Annotated in this window: 19 protein-coding genes and 4 tRNA genes; 8 read left to right on the top strand and 15 right to left on the bottom strand. The window is 58.6% G+C overall.

From position 1 onward, the window contains the following. Positions 1–171 precede the first annotated feature (171 nt). From C9422_RS15900 to C9422_RS15880, 5 genes are all read left to right on the top strand, one after another. Complete coding sequence (locus C9422_RS15900) at positions 172–1,908, top strand: type I secretion system permease/ATPase (protein ID WP_116581287.1); 1,737 nt, start codon at positions 172–174, stop codon at positions 1,906–1,908. A gap of 6 nt (positions 1,909–1,914) precedes the next feature. Continuing rightward, entirely contained in the window at positions 1,915–3,255 is a 1,341-nt protein-coding gene (locus C9422_RS15895; RefSeq protein ID WP_116581286.1) for an HlyD family type I secretion periplasmic adaptor subunit, read from the top strand. Position 3,256: 1 nt separating this feature from the next. Beyond that, complete coding sequence (locus tag C9422_RS15890) at positions 3,257–4,585, top strand: TolC family outer membrane protein (RefSeq protein WP_116581285.1); 1,329 nt, start codon at positions 3,257–3,259, stop codon at positions 4,583–4,585. A gap of 233 nt (positions 4,586–4,818) precedes the next feature. After that, a complete protein-coding gene (locus C9422_RS15885) occupies positions 4,819–5,949 on the top strand; it encodes a carbon-nitrogen hydrolase family protein (protein WP_116581284.1) in 1,131 nt (376 codons plus the stop codon). A gap of 3 nt (positions 5,950–5,952) precedes the next feature. Then, positions 5,953–6,993, top strand: coding sequence for an AraC family transcriptional regulator (locus C9422_RS15880; RefSeq protein WP_116581283.1), 1,041 nt, complete (start codon positions 5,953–5,955; stop codon positions 6,991–6,993). A 31-nt stretch (positions 6,994–7,024) separates the two neighbouring features. On the opposite strand, the gene C9422_RS32230 is transcribed toward C9422_RS15880, so the two are convergent. The 12 genes from C9422_RS32230 to C9422_RS15825 form a co-directional block, all read right to left on the bottom strand. After that, a complete protein-coding gene (locus C9422_RS32230; RefSeq protein WP_165824781.1) occupies positions 7,025–7,171 on the bottom strand; it encodes a hypothetical protein in 147 nt (48 codons plus the stop codon). Positions 7,172–7,366: 195 nt separating this feature from the next. Further along, positions 7,367–8,218 carry a DUF2242 domain-containing protein gene (locus C9422_RS15875; protein WP_116581282.1) on the bottom strand — a complete coding sequence of 284 codons (852 nt, stop codon included), beginning with the start codon at positions 8,216–8,218 and terminating at the stop codon, positions 7,367–7,369. Between the two features lie 203 nt (positions 8,219–8,421). Continuing rightward, positions 8,422–10,293, bottom strand: coding sequence for a SurA N-terminal domain-containing protein (locus tag C9422_RS15870; RefSeq protein WP_116581281.1), 1,872 nt, complete (start codon positions 10,291–10,293; stop codon positions 8,422–8,424). A 233-nt stretch (positions 10,294–10,526) separates the two neighbouring features. Then, positions 10,527–10,799: an HU family DNA-binding protein gene (locus tag C9422_RS15865; protein ID WP_002552737.1), complete on the bottom strand. Its 273-nt coding sequence runs from the start codon at positions 10,797–10,799 to the stop codon at positions 10,527–10,529. Positions 10,800–10,948: 149 nt separating this feature from the next. Then, the gene (gene lon / locus C9422_RS15860; RefSeq protein WP_015094303.1) at positions 10,949–13,345 is read right to left on the bottom strand and encodes an endopeptidase La; all 2,397 of its coding nucleotides are present in this window, start codon (positions 13,343–13,345) and stop codon (positions 10,949–10,951) included. A gap of 318 nt (positions 13,346–13,663) precedes the next feature. Then, on the bottom strand, positions 13,664–14,947 hold the full coding sequence (gene clpX, locus C9422_RS15855) for an ATP-dependent Clp protease ATP-binding subunit ClpX (RefSeq protein ID WP_007982210.1): 1,284 nt from the start codon (positions 14,945–14,947) through the stop codon (positions 13,664–13,666). Positions 14,948–15,059: 112 nt separating this feature from the next. Beyond that, positions 15,060–15,695, bottom strand: a complete 636-nt coding sequence (clpP, locus tag C9422_RS15850) for an ATP-dependent Clp endopeptidase proteolytic subunit ClpP (protein ID WP_007970761.1) — start codon at positions 15,693–15,695, stop codon at positions 15,060–15,062. Positions 15,696–15,788: 93 nt separating this feature from the next. After that, positions 15,789–17,099 (bottom strand): trigger factor, encoded by a 1,311-nt coding sequence (tig, locus tag C9422_RS15845; protein WP_104447854.1) that lies wholly within the window; start codon positions 17,097–17,099, stop codon positions 15,789–15,791. Between the two features lie 385 nt (positions 17,100–17,484). Then, positions 17,485–17,560 (bottom strand) — tRNA-His (locus tag C9422_RS15840). A 77-nt stretch (positions 17,561–17,637) separates the two neighbouring features. Continuing rightward, positions 17,638–17,722, bottom strand: a tRNA-Leu gene (locus C9422_RS15835). Between the two features lie 56 nt (positions 17,723–17,778). Further along, positions 17,779–17,854: transfer RNA gene (locus tag C9422_RS15830), tRNA-His, on the bottom strand. Positions 17,855–17,886: 32 nt separating this feature from the next. After that, positions 17,887–17,963: transfer RNA gene (locus C9422_RS15825), tRNA-Arg, on the bottom strand. Between the two features lie 274 nt (positions 17,964–18,237). On the opposite strand from C9422_RS15825, the gene folD reads away from it, so the two are divergent. Together folD and pbpG are read left to right on the top strand one after the other, a co-directional pair. Continuing rightward, entirely contained in the window at positions 18,238–19,092 is an 855-nt protein-coding gene (folD, locus tag C9422_RS15820) for a bifunctional methylenetetrahydrofolate dehydrogenase/methenyltetrahydrofolate cyclohydrolase FolD (protein WP_008001570.1), read from the top strand. Positions 19,093–19,329: 237 nt separating this feature from the next. After that, positions 19,330–20,268, top strand: a complete 939-nt coding sequence (gene pbpG / locus C9422_RS15815; RefSeq protein WP_007977125.1) for a D-alanyl-D-alanine endopeptidase — start codon at positions 19,330–19,332, stop codon at positions 20,266–20,268. Between the two features lie 183 nt (positions 20,269–20,451). Here pbpG and C9422_RS15810 read toward each other — a convergent pair whose 3' ends face one another. The 3 genes from C9422_RS15810 to C9422_RS15800 all read right to left on the bottom strand — a co-directional run bounded on the left by C9422_RS15810 (position 20,452) and on the right by C9422_RS15800 (position 21,721). Beyond that, positions 20,452–20,667: a hypothetical protein gene (locus C9422_RS15810; protein ID WP_007977127.1), complete on the bottom strand. Its 216-nt coding sequence runs from the start codon at positions 20,665–20,667 to the stop codon at positions 20,452–20,454. 17 nt (positions 20,668–20,684) lie between these two features. Continuing rightward, the gene (locus C9422_RS15805; protein WP_116581280.1) at positions 20,685–20,891 is read right to left on the bottom strand and encodes a DUF6021 family protein; all 207 of its coding nucleotides are present in this window, start codon (positions 20,889–20,891) and stop codon (positions 20,685–20,687) included. Positions 20,892–20,986: 95 nt separating this feature from the next. Further along, complete coding sequence (locus C9422_RS15800) at positions 20,987–21,721, bottom strand: peptidase C39 family protein (protein ID WP_116581279.1); 735 nt, start codon at positions 21,719–21,721, stop codon at positions 20,987–20,989. 179 nt (positions 21,722–21,900) lie between these two features. Between C9422_RS15800 and C9422_RS32225 the strand changes: the two genes are divergently transcribed. Next, on the top strand, positions 21,901–22,062 hold the full coding sequence (locus C9422_RS32225) for a hypothetical protein (RefSeq protein WP_165824780.1): 162 nt from the start codon (positions 21,901–21,903) through the stop codon (positions 22,060–22,062). Positions 22,063–22,113: the final 51 nt, after the last annotated feature.

The raw sequence follows: 22,113 nt of genomic DNA, 5'->3' as shown, positions 1-22,113 counted from the left end.
GTGTTACGGCGCGACCTACGCTCCTGCATAAGGGAGCAACGCAGAGATTTCGGAAGACTCGCCATCCACAGAGCGACCAGCCTGCGCGTGCATAAGTCGTTTAAGGGACTACATTTACTGTTAGCTGTTGCGCCCCAAGGGCAACCGCCTTTTCGAAGTGGGAGGATCACCATGCCCAAGCAGTCGAGCATCCGTTCCGAACTGTCCGACGCCCTTTTTCGCATGCGCCGCAGCTTTTACATGCTGGCGGCGTTCAGCGGCGTCATAAACGTCATGATGTTGACGCCAGCCGTTTATATGCTGCAGGTTTATGATCGAGCCCTGGTCAGTCGCAACGTCACGACGCTGACGATGCTGACTGTGCTGGTGGTGGGTCTTTTCCTGCTGATGTCCACCCTGGAGATGGTCCGCACCAAGGTGCTGATCCGGGTCGGCAACTGTCTCGACATGGAACTCAACCGACGCATTTTCAACGCGGCATTCGAACGCAACCTGAGCCGCGCCGGGGGTAATCCAGCCCAGGCGCTGCAAGATCTCTCCCAGGTTCGCCAGTTCGTCACCGGCAATTCCCTGTTCGCGTTCTTCGATGCACCGTGGACACCGATCTACCTGTTGGTCGCCTATCTGATCCACCCGCTGCTCGGACTGCTCACGCTGGTCGGCTCCCTGATTCTGATGGGCCTGGCTTATCTCACTGAAAAGGCGACGCAGAAACCGCTGGCCGAAGCCAATCAGGCCGCCATGTCCTCCGCCCAATATGCCAACAACAACCTGCGCAATGCCGAGGTCATCGAGGCCATGGGCATGTTGCCGTCGATCAGCAAGCGCTGGTTCCAAAGCCATTTGCGCATTCTGGAAATGCAGACCCTGGCCTCCGACCGCGCCGCCTTGATCAGCAGCACCGGGCGCTTCGTGCGCATCACGCTGCAATCACTGATCCTCGGCGCCGGCGCACTGCTGGCGATCGAAGGCAAGATCACCCCGGGGATGATGATTGCCTGTTCGATCCTCACCGGCCGTGCACTGGGTCCGGTGGAACAAGTCATCGCCTCGTGGAAACAACTGCTCGGTTGCCGCTCGGCCTGGGCCCGGCTCAACGAAATGCTGCACGACTATCCACGCCGGCCACCGAGCATGTCGCTGCAGCGGCCGCAGGGAATGCTGGCGGTGGAAAATGTGTATGCCGGTGCCCCTGGTACCACCAACACGATTCTGCGCGGTGTGGGCTTCAGCCTGGTCCCCGGTGAAAGCCTTGGCATCATCGGCCCGTCCGCCTCGGGCAAATCCACCCTCGCCCGCCTGCTGGTCGGAGTCTGGCCGGCGCAGGCCGGCAAGGTGCGCCTGGACGGCGCGGACATATTCACTTGGAACAAGGGCGAACTGGGCCCCTGGCTCGGCTACCTGCCACAGGACGTCGAGTTGTTCGAGGGCAACATCGCCGACAACATTGCGCGCTTTGGCGAAGTGGACAGCGAAGCGGTCATCCGCGCCGCCAAGATCACCGGCGTGCACGAGATGATCCTGCGTTTTCCGCAGGGTTATGACACCCGCCTGGGCACCGACGGCAGTCCGCTGTCCGGTGGCCAGAAGCAGCGCATTGCCCTGGCCCGCGCACTGTATGGCGAGCCCAATCTGATCGTGCTGGATGAGCCGAACGCCAACCTCGATGACGTCGGCGAAAAGGCCCTGGTCGATGCGCTGGCCGAACTCAAGGGCCGTGGCGCCACCGTGGTCCTGATTTCCCACCGTCCCAACGTACTCTGCGCCGTCGACAAGGTGCTGATGCTGCGTGACGGCGGCGTGCAGATGCTCGGCACGCGCGATGAAGTATTCGCAGCGCTGCGCAAGGCCAGTGTGATGCCTGCAGGCGCCTCGACTCCGCTAGCCTCCGTCAAAGCACGGGAGTGACCGATCATGCAAATGAGCCAACATACCGAGATGATTCCTGCCGATCCCCGCAGCATGGTGGATCTGGACGTCGGCAGACCTGCGCGATGGGGCGTGTGGCTGGTGATCGCCGGCTTCGGCGGCTTCCTCCTGTGGTCCTGGCTGGCACCGCTGGATGCCGGCGTGGTCGCGACCGGCACGGTCAAAGTCACCAACAATCGCAAAGCCGTACAGCACCTCACCGGCGGTACCGTGGAGGCCATTCTCGTTCGCGAAGGCGATTTAGTGAAAAAAGGACAGGAAGTGGTCCGCCTCGATTCGTTGCGGGCCACTGCCGAAGAAGGTGCGATCAGCGCCCAGTACATCGTCAGCAAGACCGTGGAAAACCGCCTGGAAGCGGAACGGGACGGTCGCGATGTAGTGACCTACGATCCCGAACTGCTCAAGCGCTTCAAGGGTGATTACCGCCTGGAGGCCGCCATGGACCTGCAGCAGCGCCTGCTGGACACCCGCCGCGCCGGACTCGCTGGCGAAATCAGCATCCTGCAGGAGAACCTGGCAGCATCGGCAGTGCAGCTCAAGGGCCTGCAGCAGGTCTACAGTGCACGCGCCTCGCAGATCGGTTTCCTCAACCAGGAACTGCAAGGCACCCGCGTGCTGTCGGCTGAAGGCTATGTGCCGCGCAACCGCCTGCTCGAACTGGAGCGCAGCAACGCCGACCTGTCCGCTGGCCAGGCCGAGAACCTCAACAACATCGCCCGTGTGCGTAGCCAGACTACTGAAATCAAGCTGCGCATCCTGCAGCGCCAGCATGATTACCTCAAGGAAGTCGAATCGCAGCTGACTGAAACCGCCAAGGAAAACACTACCCTGGCCGACCGCCTGCGCGCGCTCGACTATGAAGTGACCCACACGGTGATTCGCTCGCCCATCGATGGCATGGTCCAGGGCCTGAGCATTGCCACCGTCGGCGGGGTCATTCAGCCCGGCTTCAAGATCATGGAAATCGTTCCGCTCAACGAACCGCTGCAGGTCGACGCGATGATTCCCGTGCAGGCCATCGACAAGATGGTCCCCGGCCTGCCCGTGGACATTTCCTTTCCGGCCTTCAACCATGCCAGGACGCCCAACATTCCCGGCCGCGTGCTGACCATCTCCGCCGACCGCCTGATGGACGAGGAAAGCAAGCAACCCTTCTACCTGGCCCAGGTGGAAGTCACACCCGACGGCATGAACCTGCTTGGCACCAATCACATTCGCCCCGGCATGCCCGCCAGCGTCACCATCAAGACGGGCGAACGCAACATGATGAGCTATCTTCTTAAACCAATGCTCGAACGCGTGGACAGCTCATTCAAGGAACAATGAAATGGAACGTCATTGCCTGCTCTTCTGCCTGCTGGGGTTGGCCCTGCCGGCTGACGCAATGGACCTCAAGCAAGCCTGGGACCTGTTGCAGTACCAGGGGCCTATCTACCAGGCCGCCGTGCATGAAAAAGAAGCCGGCGGCGAAAACCGCGCCATCGGCAAGGCTGGCCTGCTGCCGCAGATCAATGCGTCAGCCTACGACAACAAGGTCAATGGTTCCCAAAGCCAGAGCGGCATCGACAGAGATCTGCACTACGACTCCAAGGGTGCCAACGTGCGCCTGCGCCAGCCGCTGTTCAACAAGCAGAAGATGGCCGAGTACCGCCAGGGTCAGCAGCGTGCCGACTACAGCAACGCGGTGTTCGATGCCAAGAGCCAGGACGCCGCGGTGCGCCTGGCCGAAAGCTATTTCGACGTGCTCCTGGCCAGCGAAACCATCACCCTGGCCAAGTCCAAACTGAACGCCTTCGATGAACAACTCGCCTCGGCGAAACGGCGCATGGAGTTGGGCGCCGGCACCGTCACCGACATCGACGAGTCGGCCGCCCGCCGCGACCTCGCCGAAGCCGAACTGATCGAAGCGCAGGACAACCTGGTCAACGCGCGCGCCAAGCTTGAGGAGTACATCGGTGAAACTCCGGAATCCCTGACCACCTTGCGTCCGAGCTTCGATACACCGCCGCTGCTGCCGAGCAACCTGCAGGACTGGTTGGTCAAAGCCCAGACCGACAGCCCGCTGATCCATGCGCGCCGCTATAGCCGCGACCTTGCTGCAGAAGAAGTGAAGCGTGCCAGCGCCGGCCACTGGCCAACATTGGATTTCATTGCCGGCTACACCGCGGGTGAAAGCCAATCACTTTCCGAACTGAACCAACGCAACCACTACGGCTCGATCGGGCTGGAAGTCAATATCCCGCTGTACAGCGGTGGCGGCGTCAGCGCGCTGACACGCCAGGCCAGTGCCAATAGCGACAAGGCCCTGGATGAGCTTGACGCCGCGCGTCAGGAAGTCATCACCGGAACCACCCGTGAGTATCAAGGCATACTGAGTGGCGCCAAACGCATTCGCGCCCTGGAGAAGGCTGTAGTGTCCAACGAACGCTCACTGGTATCGACACGCAAGGGCTTCAAGGAAGGCGGCACCAGCACCAACTCGGACGTCCTCAATGCCGAAGAACTGCTCTTTGTTGCACGTCACGATCTGTTCGAGGCCAAAGTGCGCTATTTGCTGTCGCGTCTGCGTCTGGCTTCTTCGGTGGGCAGCCTGGGCGACGACGATATCGACCAGATCAACAACTACCTCGGCCCGGAACTGCTGGTCACCAAATAACGTTCACCTGCCGGCCGGTCGAGCAACATGATGGCGACCGGTGCCCCCCTCCCCGTCAATTCCCCTCGCGTTCAACCCGGTCATTTATTGCGGCATCTCGATGCAGAAAGGCCGCCGACCGCGAAAAAAACCGTCAGCGTTGAAATTTGCCCACCAGGCCCTTGATCCCTTTATGCTCGATCCGATTCCAAATGAAGAGCCACGCCCGGCTCCAGGCTGTAAACTGTGTCCCCATGCGCAAACTTTTGTACCTGACATTCTCCATGGCATTGCTCGCCGCCCTCACGACCTACGCGATGTGGGCCGCGGACCGGCCGGTAGGTCATTACCTTTCGGACCTGCGGATCAACCTGGCTGTCGACCAGGGTACCCCTGCCGATCGTGGCAATCTGCTGGGCATTCAGCCCGAACTGTTTCCTACCGACTATCAAAGCCCCGAGCGTTTGCACCGCAAACTCGCGGCCTATCTGCAAGCGGCCCGGGACCAGGGTTTGTTGAACGGCAAGACCGTCGTCGTGCTGCCGGAACACGTCGGCACCTGGCTGATGGTCAGCGGCGAAAAGGATGAGCTGTATCAGGCCAGCACCCTCAAGGAGGCCATGAACTGGCTGGCGGTGAGCAATCCCCTGAAGTTCGCCAAAGCGTTGATCAGCGCCGAGGGTGGCAACCGTCTGGACGATGCCCACCTGCGCATGAAAGCCAAGGCGATGGCCAGAGACTACCAGGCATTGTTCGGTGGATTGGCCAGGGAATTCCATGTGACGCTGGTCGCGGGCTCCATCGTGCTGCCCGAACCGAGCATCATCGACGGCACCTTGAAGATCGGTCGCGGCGCGCTTTACAACAGCAGCGTGGTGTTCAACAACGATGGCCTGCCGATCGGCCAGCCCCAGCGCCAGATGCACCCGTTCTTCGCAGAACAGAACGGGATCAAGGCGAACGCCGAACACTCGCTCAATGTCGTGGATACACCCGCAGGAAAGTTGGGCGTATTGATCGGACACGACAGCTGGTACCCGGAAAACTACCTCAAGCTCAACGACCAGAGCGTACAGCTGGTTGCGGTACCGGCCTTTGTTCCCGGCCGCGGCACTTGGGAGCAGCCGTGGCGTGGCTACAGGGGGGCATCGGAGCCGGCGTCGGTCAACCTCAAGCCCGGAGAAGTCAGCGAAGGCCAGGCCTGGCAGCGCCTGACCCTCACGACCCGGGTACCGGCCAGTCAGGCTGTCGCGGGCATGAGCGTGTTCCTGCGGGGGCAATTCTGGGATCAAGGCAGCGCCGGGCACAGTTTCCTCAGCCGCAACGGCCAGCAGTTTGCCGACGGCAACGCCCAGGGTGCGCGTTTGCTGAACCTCTGGTTGTAAACCATGAAACCGCAGCCGATGCGCCTCGGCGATCTGTCGGTAGGCTTTGTTCATAGCCTGGCCGATGCCGTGCGCAGTCACGGCATCGATCCGCAGCCACTGCTCGATCAATACGGCCTCGATACAGCGCGACTGAGCGAGGCCGGCGCCCGCCTGTCAATACCGCGCTACATGCGCCTGGGCCACGGCGCCATTCAACTGACCGACAACCCGGCCCTTGGCTTGCGCATGGGGCAGCTCAGTCGCCTGAGCCAAGTCGGCCTCGCAGGGGTCACCGCAGCCCAGGCACCCACAGTACGTGAAGCCGCGCGCTGCCTGATCCGCTTCGAAGCCTTGTACGGTTCCAATTATCGCGGCCAATCAAGCTTTCACGAAGACGCCCAGGGCGCCTGGCTGCGTTTCTATTCGATCAGCCCCTATAACGCCTACAACCGCTTCGTGGTGGATTCGATCATTGCCGGCTGGTTGCAGCAATTATCCAGCGTCAGCGCCATCGCGCTGCGCGCCGAACGTATCGAGATTGAATTCGACGAACCCGATTACCGTGCGGCCTATGACGTGCTGGGTGATTGTCCGATCCAGTTTGGCAGCGAACGCAACCAACTGCGCCTGAGCCTGGCAAGCCTCGCCCAGCGCAACCCCGAGCATTGCCCGAGTACCTGGCGGCATTTGCTGCAACTGTGTGAGCAGGAGCTGGAACAACTGACACGCACCCGCAGCCTGCGTGAGCGCATCATCGCGTTGCTGGGCCCCCTGCTCAATGGTGGCCGGGAGCCCGACCTGGAAGAAGTGGCGGCACGCCTGAAGCTGCCCACCTGGACCTTGCGCCGAAAACTTGCCGAGGAAGGCACGCAATTTCGCGCCATCCTCAATGAAACCCGTCGCGATCTGGCCATGACCTACATACGCGACACCGAACTGGCGTTCGGGGAAATCGCCTACCTGCTGGGCTTTGCCTCGGCCGAAGCCTTTCAACGCGCATTCAAACGCTGGAACGGGCAGACACCCGGCGAGTTTCGCCGCAGTCATGGAAAAACAGCCTGAAGCCTTTAGCCGCAAGCGACAAGTTGGAGCTTTAAAGCTCGGTAGCGTCTTCTGCAGGCTCCAGCGGATCCAGTTCGAATGCCTGGTACTCGAGCAGTTCTTCTTGATAATCGTCCATTGTTGAATCCCCCAACCCGTATTGAAAAACGTCAGAACAAATGACCAATGCCTTGAGCATAAAGTGTCCGCATGAAAGAAAAATGACGCGGCCACGACGCTCCGTCGCTACTGAATAAAACGTAGCAGTTGGTCAGGAATTTATCATTGGTTTTTTTCGCGGGAGGCCGCAGGACAGCGGCCTTGTTTGACGCGGATCAATCCATGCGCTCGCTACGGGATCGTGACTCGTTGGCCGACCCCGTAGCGGGAACAATCACTGGCCGGTGACAGGCATCGCCGGAATCGCCTCGCTCGGCGGCGGCATGTCGGTTGGATTTGTCGGTGGCGTGATGGTTTCTGCCGACGGTGCCGGATCCATGTTCTGAACCGGGGTAATCGGTGCCGCTTCAGGCGGCGGCATGAGCGGTTCCGAGGCCGCTGGAGCAGGTTCCGCTGGAGCAGGCGCCGGGTTTGCCGGGGTTGGCTGTGCAGCCGGTGCCGTGGTTGCGGCAGGCGCCAGAGGCGCCGGTGCCACCTGGGCTTCAGGCATGCCCAGGTCTGTTTTCGGCTTTTCGGTGATGTGCGCAGCCTTTTTCGCTTCCGGCGGCAGGAACAGCTCGACCAGTGCAAAGAAACGCTCGTAGAACTTGGCAGACGAGACGGTTTCGCTGGCGACCTTGACCATCGAGTCGTCAGAGGAGCCGATCGGCATCGACACCGAGCCCAGCACACCCACACCAAGACTGGCGGAGTTGTTGGTTTTCTTCAGCGCATAACGATCCTGCAGGGCGTTGGCGAACATGGTCGCGTGGTGCCCCTCGCTACCGTCATCGGCACAGACCACACTGAAACTGATCTCCATATGGTTTTCGCCGGTCTGCTGGAAGCTCTTGTGACCGCTGACCAGCTTCGGATCGTTGCTGGTGATGATGTAACCCTGGCTGAGCAAGGCACGGCGGGCGGCTTCACAGCTCTGGATATCGGTGACCGGATAGTTACGGGAAAAGGTGCCGGAATCGTCGAAGTTCTCATGCTCGTAGATGGCAGCCTTGTTCGATGAACAACCGGCAGCAACGGCCAGCACGGCAGCCACGCCGACAATCCGCATGGGAAATGATTTAAACATTGAACATCCTGAGGAAAACGGTTCGGGGCGTATTGTGCAACAGATCGATGCTTAGCGGAGCATCGATCGTGTCTTAAAACGGTTACAGGCTGATTGACCGCGGTTTTGCGTAAAAGTCACCGCGGCAAATGACGTACGGCCAAACGAAAAGACCCCGGCGTTTCGGCCGGGGTCTCCTGTGTCGCGCTAAACCTGGTCAGGCATCAGTACTTCTTGATGTCCGCCTGGCTTTCCAGCTGCTTGCGATACGCCGCGAAGTCCTGCTGGCCGATGCGCGATGCGAGGTAGCGACGGTACTGCGCTTTCTCTTCGTCGGTAGGCGCCGCGGCTTCGTTCACGCCATTGAGGCGCACGATCATCAGGCTGCCATCCGCCAGCGTCACGCTGGTGAAGGTCGGCTTGTCCTTGGCCGCCGGCTTCGCCATGCGGAACAGCGCTTGCAGCACGGCAGGATCAACCCCTTCCTGAGCGCGAGTCGCCGCCTCGGTGACTTTCCACGCCTGGCCGTCGACGGCCTGATCCAGCGGGGTCTTGCCATCGCGCAGGTTGGCGATCAAGGCTTCAGCCTTGGTCTTGGCATCGGCGCTGGCGTGTTCCTTGGCCAATTGTCCGCGGATGGGCGCATCAACGCTTTCCAGCGGCAGCTGCGAAGGCTTCAGGTGCTCCTTGGCACGCAACACGACCACGGTTTCCGGATCGAGCTCGATGGCGGTGCTGTTCGCACCCTCATCCAGGACTTCCGGGCTGAAAGCGGCAGTGATCACGGCACGGTTGGCTGCAATACCCTCACCGCCTTCGCGACCGAACGGCTTGGACGTCTGTACGGTCAGTTTCAGGTCCTGCGCCGGCTGAGCCAGATCGGACGCTTCGAACGAGGCGTCTTCCAGTTGCTTGCTCGCCTCAACGAAACGCTGCTCGACCTGCTGGGTTTTCAGACCACGGGTCAGCTTGTCTTTCAGGCTGGCGAAGGTTGGCACTTCAGGTGCTTCCACACCCAACAGCTTGATCAGGTGGAAACCGAAGTCGGTGCGAACCGGCGCCGAAACCTGGTCCTTGGCCAACGAATACAGGGCTTTTTCGAACGCCGGGTCGTAGACGCCAGGACCGGCATAACCCAGGTCACCGCCGTTGTTTGCCGAACCCGGATCCTGGGAGAACTCCTTGGCCAGTGCCTCGAACTGCTCACCCTTGGCCAGACGGGCCTGGATCTCTTCGATCTTCGCCTTGGCTTGCGCCTCGGTGGTCTTGTCGTTCACTTCAATCAGAATGTGCGCAGCCCGGCGTTGCTCGGACAAGTTCGCGATTTCTTTCTGATAGGCCGCTTGCAGGTCTTCGTCGTTGACGCTGACCTGGTCGAAGAAGGAAGCCTTCTTCAACTCGAGGTAATCGATGACCACCTGATCCGGCGTCATGAATTCCTTGGCGTGTTCGTCGTAATAGGCCTTGACCTCTTCGTCGGTCAGCTTCACAGCCGCCGGGTCAGCCTTGATGTTCAGCGAAGCGAAATCGCGGGTCTGTTTTTCCAGACGGGCAAATGCCAGCACCTGCGCATCGGTCACGAAACCGCTACCGGCCAGACCGGCACGCAGTTGGCCAATCAGCATTTCCTGAGCCAGCATCTGGCGGAATTGCATGCGGGTATAGCCAAGCTGGCGAATCACCTGATCGAAACGCTCGGAGCTGAACTTGCCATCAACCTGAAATTCCGGTGTTTGCAGGATGACCTGATCAAGTGCCGCTTCGGAAAAGGCGAACTTCGATTGTTCTGCACCTTGCAGCAGCAGCTTGCGATCGATCAGGCCCTTGAGGGCCGATTCGCGCAACATTTTTTCATCCAGCAAGGAAGCATCGAAATCCTTGCCCAGCTGTTGCATGAGCTGGCGGCGTTGCATATCGACCGCCTGGCTCAGCTCGTTCTGGCTGATTTCATCGCCGTTGACCTTGGCCGCATCATTACTGTGCGACGTGGCCTTGAAAATGGCGTCGAAACCGGTCAAGGCCATCAGAACAACGATGACCCCGATAATAGTCTTGGCAATCCAGCCTTGTGAATTGTCCCTGATATTCTGCAGCATGCGTCCCCCAGAAACGGTTGAACTTCAAAATTAGGCAACCGTGGAGCGTGGGTAGAATCCGGATAGAAGAAAGGCGCATCCGAGGATGCGCCTTCTCGTAACTGGCGGAGCGGATCAAGGACTCGAACTGGCGACCCTTGGTGTCTTGAACCGGCGACCTGCAGTCAGGACTGCCGCTCCGCTGCCAAGTCAGGCATGACCCCGACCCGGATGGGTAAAAACCTGAATCGAACTCAGTTGACAGCTTCTTTCAGTGCTTTACCGGCTTTGAAACCTGGTTTTTTGGCTGCTGCGATTTCCAGCGTCTTACCGGTCTGTGGGTTACGACCAATGCGAGCTGGACGATCGGTTACGGAGAAAGTACCGAAACCAACCAGAACAACAGAGTCGCCAGCCTTGAGAGCGCCAGTGACGGATTCGATTACAGCGTCCAGCGCACGGCCAGCAGCAGCTTTCGGGATATCAGCGGATGCAGCGATAGCATCAATCAGTTCCGACTTGTTCACTCTAAGTCCCCTTATATCTATTTGAGTATGATTCTAAGTTTTTTTGGTGAAAGCAAAAACGAGTGCTGAATGGCCTACAGACACTTAAGAGCCGCTTTATAACAAGGGCTCTAAAAAACTGTCAAGGAAGCCCCCCAGGCAAATACGTACTAATGCGTGCTAATTCTTTCCTTAGAATCCGCGTCGCGTTTCTCATCCTTCGCGACTATCTCCGGAGCCACGTCCGGCAAGGGCTCCGGCGCGTATTGCAACGCAATTTGCAGGACCTCGTCAATCCATTTAACCGGTTTAATCTGTAGATCCTGCTTGATATTGTCCGGAATCTCTTTGAGATCGCGCACATTCTCTTCAGGAATGATCACCGTCTTGATTCCGCCGCGATGGGCAGCCAGCAGTTTTTCTTTCAAGCCGCCAATGGCCAGCACCTGGCCACGCAAGGTGATTTCGCCGGTCATGGCGACATCCGCGCGCACCGGAATGCCGGTCAATGCCGAAACCAGGGCCGTGCACATGCCCACGCCTGCGCTAGGGCCGTCTTTCGGGGTCGCCCCTTCCGGCATATGGATGTGCGTGTCGCGCTTCTCATGGAAGTCCAGGGGAATGCCCAGGCTCTTCGCCCGACTGCGAACAACGGTCAACGCGGCCGTGATCGACTCGACCATCACATCACCCAGGGAACCGGTCTTGATCAACTGGCCCTTGCCCGGTACCACAGCGGCTTCGATGGTCAGCAGTTCGCCACCCACCTGAGTCCACGCCAGCCCGGTCACCTGGCCGATCTGATCCTGCTGCTCGGCCAGGCCATAGCGGAATTTACGCACGCCCAGGAAGTGCTCCAGCATGTCTGCGGTGACCTTCACCGAGAAGCGTTTTTCCAGCGCATGTTCCTTGACGGCCTTGCGGCAGACCTTGGCAATCTGCCGCTCAAGGCCACGCACACCGGCTTCACGGGTGTAGTAGCGGATGATGTCGCGAATCGCTTCGGCGTCGAATTCCAACTCGCCTTTTTTCAAACCGTTGGCAGTGATCTGCTTAGGCGAAAGGTACTTCACGGCGATGTTGATCTTCTCGTCTTCGGTGTAGCCCGGCAGACGGATCACTTCCATCCGGTCGAGCAGCGCCGGCGGGATGTTCATCGAGTTCGAAGTGCACAGGAACATCACATCGGACAGGTCGTAATCGACTTCCAGATAGTGATCGTTGAAGTTGTGGTTCTGCTCGGGATCGAGCACTTCCAGCAACGCCGATGCCGGATCGCCGCGCATGTCGCTGCCCATTTTGTCGATTTCATCGAGCAGGAACAGCGGGTTGCGCACGCCCACTTTTGTCATCTTTTGAATCAATCTTCCTGGCATCGAACCGATGTAAGTACGGCGATGACCACGAATTTCCGCCTCGTCACGCACGCCGCCGAGGGCCATGCGTACGAATTTGCGGTTGGTGGCATGCGCAATCGACTCTGCCAGGGACGTTTTACCGACCCCTGGAGGACCGACCAGGCACAGCACCGGACCACGAATCTTCTTCACGCGTTTTTGCACGGCGAGGTATTCGAGGATGCGTTCCTTGACCTCTTCGAGGCCATAGTGGTCGGCATCCAGAATGTCTTCGGCACGCGCCAGATCCAGGCGTACCTTGCTCTGGGCCTTCCACGGCACCTGAACCAGCCAGTCGATGTACGAACGCACCACGGTCGCTTCCGCGGACATCGGTGACATCTGCTTGAGCTTGTTCAGTTCGGCCGTCGCCTTGGCCAGGGCATCTTTGGGCAGGCCGGCGGCATCGATACGTTTTTTCAGCTCTTCGACTTCATTGTGACCTTCATCACTGTCGCCGAGCTCTTTCTGAATGGCCTTCATCTGCTCATTCAGGTAGTACTCACGCTGGCTGCGCTCCATTTGTTTCTTGACGCGCCCGCGAATGCGTTTTTCGACTTGCAGCAGGTCGATCTCGGCATCGAGCAACGCCAGAACGTGCTCGACCCGGGCCGACAGATCGATGATTTCGAGGATTTCCTGCTTCTGCTCGATCTTCAGGGCCATGTGCGCGGCCATGGTGTCCACCAGGCGGCCAGGCTCATCGATGCTGTTGAGCGACGAGAGGACTTCAGCCGGGACTTTCTTGCCCAACTGCACGTATTGCTCGAACTGCGACAGCAAACTGCGAACGAACACTTCCGACTCGCGCTCTGGTGCGTCAACTTCGTCGATCAGGGAGACTTCGGCACGGCAGTGGCCGTCCACTTCGCTGAAGCGCTCGACGGCGCCCCGCTGCTCACCTTCGACCAGGACCTTGACCGTCCCGTCAGGCAGCTTCAGCAGCTGCAGAACGGTGGCAATCGTACCCACGCGGTACAGAGCCTCCTCACCGGGATCGTCGTCAGCCGGGTTTCTCTGGGCCAGCAGAAGAATCTGCTTGTCGCCCGTCATCGCAGCCTCGAGGGCTTCGATGGATTTCTCGCGCCCCACGAACAGCGGGATAACCATGTGCGGATAAACCACGACATCACGCAATGGCAGGAGAGGCAATTCGATGGTGGTCTTCATGATTTCGCCTCTACGGCGGCCGTAAGGCCGTAAACAGATGGAAGTAAGCTTGAAACCAAGATGGGGGCTGCTCTGGAAAAAAACAAGCAGATAAAGGAACGACTTTTAAGATCGAAGCCTGCAAGTGGCTGGATACGTTGCATAACCCTGTAGGAGCTGCCGCAGGCTGCGATCTTTTGATCTTGCTCTTTTGAAACGCAAAGTCAAAAAATCGCAGCCTGCGGCAGCTCCTACAAAAGCCAGGCCGCCGTTTCGGCGAGCCAGCCCCAAATAGCAAAGGGGCCCGAAGGCCCCTTCTTTGTTCAGGCTGCGTGACGCTTAAGCGTCTGGCGCGGCCTTGGCGGTCGGCTCACTGTTTTCATAGATATACAGTGGCTTGGACTTGCCTTCTATCACGCTTTCATCGATCACTACTTTGCTCACCTCGGATTGCGAGGGGATTTCATACATAGTGTCGAGCAATACACCTTCAAGAATCGAACGCAGGCCACGGGCACCGGTTTTACGCTCCAGGGCACGCTTGGCGACCGATTTCAGAGCGTCGGAACGGAATTCCAGGTCAACGCCTTCCATCTCGAACAGCTTGGCATACTGCTTGGTCAGAGCATTTTTCGGCTCGGTGAGGATCTGCATCAACGCAGCCTCGTCAAGCTCGTCCAGCGTCGCAAGTACCGGCAGACGACCGACGAATTCCGGGATCAGACCGAACTTGACCAGATCGTCAGGCTCGACTTCACGCAGGGACTCACCGACTTTCTTGCCTTCTTCCTTGCTGCGCACTTCCGCGTTGAAACCGATACCGCCCTTGGTGGAACGGTTTTGAATAACCTTTTCCAGACCGGAGAACGCACCGCCGCAGATGAACAGGATGTTACGGGTGTCGACCTGAAGGAATTCCTGCTGCGGATGCTTGCGACCACCTTGAGGCGGAACGGAAGCGACCGTGCCTTCGATCAACTTGAGCAGGGCCTGCTGCACGCCTTCACCGGAAACGTCCCGGGTGATCGACGGGTTGTCGGATTTGCGCGAAATCTTGTCGATTTCATCGATGTAGACAATGCCCATCTGGGCTTTTTCCACGTCGTAGTCGCATTTCTGCAGCAGCTTCTGAATGATGTTCTCGACATCTTCACCCACGTAACCCGCCTCGGTGAGGGTGGTTGCGTCGGCGATGGTGAACGGAACGTTCAACAAGCGGGCCAGTGTTTCGGCAAGCAGGGTCTTACCCGAGCCTGTCGGGCCGATCAGCAGGATGTTGCTCTTGCCGAGTTCGACGTCGTCATTCTTCTTGTCACGCTGATTCAGGCGCTTGTAGTGGTTATACACCGCTACGGCCAGAACCTTTTTCGCACGCTCCTGACCAATCACATACTGATCAAGGATGCCGCTGATTTCTTTAGGCGAAGGCAATTTATGCGCGCTGCTTTCGGCCTGTGCTTCCTGCACCTCCTCGCGGATGATGTCATTGCACAGGTCGACGCACTCGTCGCAGATAAAGACCGAGGGGCCGGCAATCAATTTGCGCACTTCATGCTGGCTTTTGCCACAGAAGGAGCAATAGAGCAGCTTGCCGTTGTCCTCGCCGTTGCGGGTGTCAGTCATTCGTTCGATCCAAATCCGATAGGCTTGCAACACAAGATGAAGGCTATTGCGGGCTTTTTCAAGCCCGCAGGTGATCGGACCCGCCGACCAACCTTATTTTGAGCTGCTTATTTTAAGCAGGGCGCTGACTGATCACTTCGTCGATCAACCCGTACTCACGTGCGGCTTCCGCACTCATGAAATTGTCGCGGTTGGTATCGCGCTCGATTTCTTCAAGCGTGCGCCCGCTGTGCTTGGCCATCAGCGTGTTGAGACGCTCACGAATGAAGAGGATTTCCTTGGCGTGGATTTCGATATCCGACGCCTGGCCCTGAAAACCGCCCAGTGGCTGGTGAATCATCACACGCGAGTTCGGCAGGCAGTAACGCTTGCCCTGGGCACCGGCCGTCAGCAGGAACGCGCCCATGCTGCACGCCTGACCGATACAGGTGGTCGATACATTAGGCTTGATGAACTGCATGGTGTCGTAGATCGACATGCCCGCCGTCACCGAACCGCCCGGGGAGTTGATATAGAGATGGATGTCCTTGTCCGGGTTTTCCGCTTCAAGGAACAGCAGTTGCGCACAGATCAGGTTGGCCATGTAGTCCTCTACCGGGCCAACCAGAAAGATCACTCGCTCCTTGAGCAGGCGCGAGTAGATGTCGTAGGCGCGCTCGCCACGAGCGGACTGCTCGACAACCATCGGGACCAGGCCGCCTGCGGCCTGGATATCAGAGTTCTGCTGAATATACGAATTACGGAACATGCTCTGCAGTCACTCCCAAATAGTTATGTCTTGAATACGCATAAGCCAGCACGAAGGCTGGCTTATGGTGTTTGCTTCTTACCGCAAAAGTGATCAGTCGGCTTGTGGTGCTTCTACCGGCTTGACCGCTTCTTCGTAAGAGACCGATTTGTCGGTCACGCTAGCTTTCTGCAGAACAGTATCCACAACTTGCTCTTCCAGCACAACCGAACGAACTTCGTTCAGTTGCTGGTCGTTTTTGTAGTACCAGGACACAACTTGCTCAGGCTCCTGGTAGGCCGAAGCCATTTCCTGAATCATCTCGCGAACGCGGGTTTCGTCTGGCTTGAGGTCGAATTGCTTGACCACTTCAGCCACGATCAGGCCCAGCACTACGCGGCGCTTCGCTTGCTCTTCGAACAGCTCGGCCGGCAGTTGGTCAGGCTTGATGTTGCCGCCGAACTGCTGGACAGCCTGCACGCGCAGACGGTCAACTTCGTTGGACAGCAGAGCCTTTGGCACTTCGATCGGGTTGGTGGCCAGCAGACCGTCCATTACCTGATTCTTGACCTTGGATTTGATCGCCTGACGCAGCTCACGCTCCATGTTCTTGCGAACTTCGGCGCGGAAGCCTTCCAGACCGGTTTCCTTGATGCCGAATTGAGCGAAGAACTCTTCGGTCAGTTCTGGCAGCTTTGGCTCGGAAACGGTGTTGACGGTTACGGTGAACTCGGCGGTTTTGCCAGCCAGGTCCAGGTTCTGATAGTCCTCTGGGAAAGTCAGGTTCAGAACGCGTTCTTCACCGGCCTTGGCGCCAACCAGGCCATCTTCGAAACCAGGGATCATGCGGCCGGAACCCAGAACCAGCTGGGTACCCTTGGCGGAACCGCCAGCGAACACTTCACCGTCGACCTTGCCGACGAAATCGATGTTCAACTGGTCTTCGTTCTGGGCAGCGCGATCGGCCACTTCGAAACGGGTGTTCTGCTTGCGCAGGATTTCCAGCATCTTGTCCAGATCGGCGTCAGTCACGTCAGCGCTCAGACGCTCGACGGTGATACCGTCAAAACCGGCAACGGTGAACTCAGGGAACACTTCGAATACGGCTACGTATTCCAGGTCCTTGCCCGCTTCCAGGGATTTTGGCTCGATCGAAGGCTGACCAGCCGGGTTCAGCTTCTGCTCAACCACAGCTTCATAGAAGGAAGACTGGATCACGTCGCCTACAGCTTCCTGGCGAGCGTCAGCACCGAAACGGCGCTTGATTTCGCTCATTGGCACTTTGCCTGGACGGAAGCCAGCAATCTTGGCCTTTTGGGCGGTCTGCTGCAGACGCTTGTTGACCTGGCTCTCGATGCGCTCAGCCGGCACGGTGACGCTCATGCGGCGCTCAAGAGCAGTTGTATTTTCAACAGAAACTTGCATGGATATTCCTCGTTGCACAGACGTTAGCCGGCCGTTTCCGACCCCAGAATCAAGGGCATGCATTCTAGTGGGTCAAACTCAAGAAGTCACCCTACTGAAAACGGGTAAAAAAGCAGCAGGCAATTTATAGGTGCGAATGCACGAATGCACCTCGCCCCGATGGCAAATACAACCAATCACGCCAGGGCTCTGCGCCGACCGTTCCTATATGGAAGAGGTCGCCAATCATCTCCCTGACAGCCGATCTCGCAAGCAGGACCGGCGGACAGGACAGCATCATCGAGAAACATAAATACGACGAAACGCCCCGCCCCTGCGACCCGGAACCTGCGGCCGCTGAAACAAAAAAGGCGCCAGACTTTTCAATCTGGCGCCTTTCGAAATATGGGGTGGACGATGGGGATCGAACCCACGACAACGGGAGTCACAATCCCGTGCTCTACCAACTGAGCTACGCCCACCATATTGCCTGTTAAAGAAGCCAAACAACTTCTTTATGAAGTTCCAGCCAGGCCAATAGCCTGATTGAAGCTTTATTTGGTGCGGATGAAGAGACTCGAACTCTTACGCCTCGCGGCGCTGGAACCTAAATCCAGTGTGTCTACCAATTCCACCACATCCGCGGATGAAGCCGTTAAAGCAAAGGCGCCAGACTGTTAATCTGGCGCCTTTCGAAATATGGGGTGGACGATGGGGATCGAACCCACGACAACGGGAGTCACAATCCCGTGCTCTACCAACTGAGCTACGCCCACCATATCGCGTTACTTGTGCCAAAGCTGCCTAATGGCGCACCCGGCAGGACTCGAACCTGCGACCATCCGCTTAGAAGGCGGATGCTCTATCCAGCTGAGCTACGGGCGCCTTGTTAGCTGTACCCTTGGAGGACTACAAACTAAGTGCTTTCCAGTCTCGCAGAACCGTAATCCCGCTCAACCTTCCTAACCAGTGCTAGGCTGTGCCCGACAAGTGCGACGAATAGTATAGAGCCACCCGAAGGTCGTCAAATCCTTTTTAAAAAAAATTCATTTAATTAAAGGAGTTAGGGGAATTTGCAGACCAAGCGCCTTTGCCCTCACCGCATGACATGCGAGAATGCGTTCTCTTTTTTTCCCCTCTCGATGGTTAATCACGCGCAATGACTGCACAACTAATCGACGGCAAATCGATCGCCGCCAGCCTGCGCCAGCAGATCGCCCAACGTGTTACCGAGCGTCGCCAGCAAGGCCTGCGCACGCCCGGCCTCGCGGTGATCCTGGTCGGTAGCGATCCTGCCTCTCAGGTTTATGTCTCGCACAAGCGTAAAGACTGTGAAGAGGTCGGCTTTCTGTCCCAAGCTTATGACCTGCCTTCCGAAACCACTCAAGAAGCGCTGACCGAGCTGATCGATCGCCTGAACGACGATCCCGCGATCGACGGCGTTCTGCTCCAGCTTCCGCTTCCCGAACACCTGGACGCCTCCAGACTGCTGGAGCGCATTCGTCCGGACAAAGACGTCGACGGCTTCCATCCTTATAACGTCGGTCGCCTGGCCCAGCGTATCCCGCTGCTGCGCCCATGCACCCCCAAAGGCATCATGACCCTGCTGGAAAGCACCGGGGTCGATCTCTACGGGATGAATGCCGTGGTCGTCGGTGCGTCCAATATCGTTGGCCGCCCGATGGCGATGGAGTTGCTGCTGGCCGGTTGCACCGTGACCGTCACCCACCGCTTTACCAAGGACCTGGCCGGGCATGTCGGTCGTGCGGACCTGGTCGTCGTCGCCGCCGGCAAGCCGGGCCTGGTCAAGGGCGAATGGATCAAGGAAGGCGCGATCGTGATCGATGTCGGCATCAACCGCCAGGACGATGGCAAGCTGGTCGGTGACGTGATCTATGAAACCGCCCTGCCCCGTGCCGGGTGGATCACACCGGTGCCGGGCGGCGTTGGCCCGATGACCCGTGCCTGCCTGCTGGAAAACACCCTGTACGCCGCTGAAACCCTGCACAGCTGAGTTTCACCGCAGACGCTGTCAGCGAATCGAAGAGCCCCGCCCTTGGCGGGGTTTTTTTTGCCTGCAAAACAGGCTGGACCATCCGACGGAAAATGACATTTTTTTCATGTTTCTCAGGACTTTCGCCTGTTGTTTGAACAACCATCGACAGTTATTCAGCCATACTCCAGAATGTCGCGCTTTTTAAGAAATAGCCCGTTACAAAACGGCTTATCAACACTTTGTGAGTCTGCCAGCGTGAAAATCCGTCTTTCCATCCTGAGCCTATTTTTTGCAGTAACAGGGACTTTCCTCACGCCCCTCGCCAGTGCTGACGAGACCACCGCAGCGCCGCGAGATACGAAGACACTCAAGCTCGCTTCCGGCAGCTCCCTGCTGCTGGACATGCAGACCAACAAAGTCATCTATGCCAGCAATCCTGACGTGGTGGTGCCGATCGCTTCCGTCAGCAAGTTGATGACCGGTCTGGTCGTGGTTGAATCCCGGCAGAACATGGACGAATTCATCGACGTCAACATCAGCGACACACCGGAAATGAAAGGCGTGTACTCCCGGGTCAAGCTGCGCAGCGAGCTGCCGCGCCGGGAAATGCTGCTGATTGCCCTGATGTCCTCGGAAAACCGCGCCGCCGCGACTCTGGCGCACCACTATCCGGGCGGCTATGCCGCGTTCATCGCGGCCATGAACGCCAAGGCCCGGGCACTGGGCATGACCAACACGCATTTCGTCGAACCAACCGGTCTCTCCCCGCGCAACGTGTCCACTGCTCGCGACCTGAGCAAGTTGTTGATCGCCGCGCACAAGTACCCGTTGCTGACCGAGCTGAGTACGACCAAGGAAAAGACCGTCTCGTTCCGTAAACCCAACTACAGCCTGGGTTTTCGCAACACCGACCATTTGGTCCGCAAACCGGACTGGGACATCCAGCTGACAAAAACCGGTTTCACCAACGAAGCAGGCCACTGCCTGGTGCTGGTGACCCGAATGAGCAACCGCCCGGTGGCCCTGGTGATCCTTGACGCCTATGGCAAGTACACCCACTTTGCCGATGCCACGCGCATGCGTAACTGGGTGGAGAGCGGAAAAAGCGCGGACGTGCCTTCCGTAGCCTTGCAGTACAAGGCAGACAAGAACCTCAAGCAGCGGCAGACCGGCGTGGTTGAAGCGTCGAAGTAACCTTGCTGCAGACACATGAAAAAGCCCCGATCACTCGGGGCTTTTTTTTGGGCACTTCAATCTGTAGGAGCTGCCGAAGGCTGCGATCTTTTGACCTTGATCTTGATCTTTTAAAAGCAAGATCAAAAGATCGTCCGAACGCGGCCCGAGCCTTCGGCAGCTCCTACAGGTGAACCCGGTTATTCAGTCGTTGGGCAGCGGCATCTGGTCGTCGTCCGGGATGCCGTCGCCGGTACTTGGATCTCTCCAGCCCTTCGGCTTTTCAGTGGGCACCACTGTTGGCCGCGCCAGGGGATCGCGCAACGGGCTGTCCGGATCCATCACCGGGTCAGTGCTTTGCTCGGGAGTCGTGGGGACTGTTTCAGGACGTTTGTCGTCGAAACTGGAATCGGTAGACATACACACCTCCATTGGACCTAATGTTTCAGATCACCCAGTGGATCGTAGGGCTTGGCCGGAGCCTTGGGGTTGTCACCCGGCTTTACATCCCTCGGTGCCTTGGCGGGCCCGATCGGGTCGACCTGAGGATCGGCAAGGTCCGGGGAATCGGGATCGAACCCCAGCTCATCACCAGACGAATGTTCAGACGAGTGCGGACCGACGGGCGTTTTGGAGTGAGCCATGGGTGCCTCCTGATCTCGGCCTGGAACAATGATCCTGGCCCTTGAAGATCAGAGGCTGGCGGCGAGCGATGGTGCCCGCCGGGTGACCAACGGACTCAGTGGGCGGCCAAGGCCTTTTTAGCCTTCGCGGCAGCCTGCTCCTGACCGGCCTGAGCCAGATCGTTGGCGGCCTTGAGCCAACGCTGCTGATCGACCTGAGCCGGGATTTGCGTCGGATTCTGGATCAGCACGGCCCAGCCACCGGCGTCCTTGAATGCCGACTCGAAGGCGCTGAAGCTCATCAGTTCGCGGCGATCCATCCCAGCGCGCAACAGCACCGTCTGCTTCTGGCGGTTGTAGCCGGCCAGAATGGCGTAACGCGGTTCGGCCCACATCGCCGAGCCCTCGGTGAAGCGCACCATCACCGGATAACCGGCGGCGACCTGCGTCAACAAGGCCGCAAGGTTGCTGTCGAGGGGATAAACCACCATCCCGTACTCGCGGGCCAGGTTCTGCATGTTCTGTTGCAACTGCGCTTCGCCCCCCGGCAAATGCAAGGGCTTTTCGAGCAAGCCTGGAGTAATCACGATGCCCTGCTGGGACAGCATGCTGGCCAGCACCTGCGGCCCGCTTTGATACGCATCGCCCCGGTAGAATCGGCCGCTGAGTTCGACTCGCTCCGGCAAACGCTTGATCTCGGGCGCAACACTCCCGGCGCAGCCCGCCAGACTTGCCACGCAACCGGCCATCAGCATGGCCGCCAAAATTCGAGAAAATACCCGCACCATCAGCTCTCTCTTGTTCAGGTTCAGACGCCAGGCAATCCCATTCCCGGCTCGGTCGTCGATCATAGGTCGCCGCGCTGCCAGGGTATAGCTTTAAACGGCAGACGCGTGCATTCGATAGAGCGAACTGGTTGGTGACTGCCGACTTTCGGTCAATAGTCTGAAATGCAGTAACGGCTAGACTGTGTTCTAAAGAGACGACAGCGAAGCGTGTGTGCCCGCAGCAGGGCAAAGAGGAGGCACAGATGAGCCTGACCATGATCATTGCGATGTTGATTTGCAGCTGGCTGGCGGTCGCCGCCGCCATGCTGTGGGGCGTGCTGCGCATCACTCGCCGCCACCATCACCCTCCCGTTCAACCTGAAAAACCCGCCAAGGCAACCCGCCGTCACGCCAGCGCCCACTGACCTGCATTACAAACAAAAACGCCTGAACACATCCCTGTAGGAGCTGCCGCA

It is taken from the genome of Pseudomonas sp. B1(2018), assembly GCF_003097365.1.
Classification (GTDB): Bacteria; Pseudomonadota; Gammaproteobacteria; order Pseudomonadales; family Pseudomonadaceae; genus Aquipseudomonas; species Aquipseudomonas laurylsulfatiphila.
This window is presented reverse-complemented; position numbering and strand designations above follow the sequence as displayed.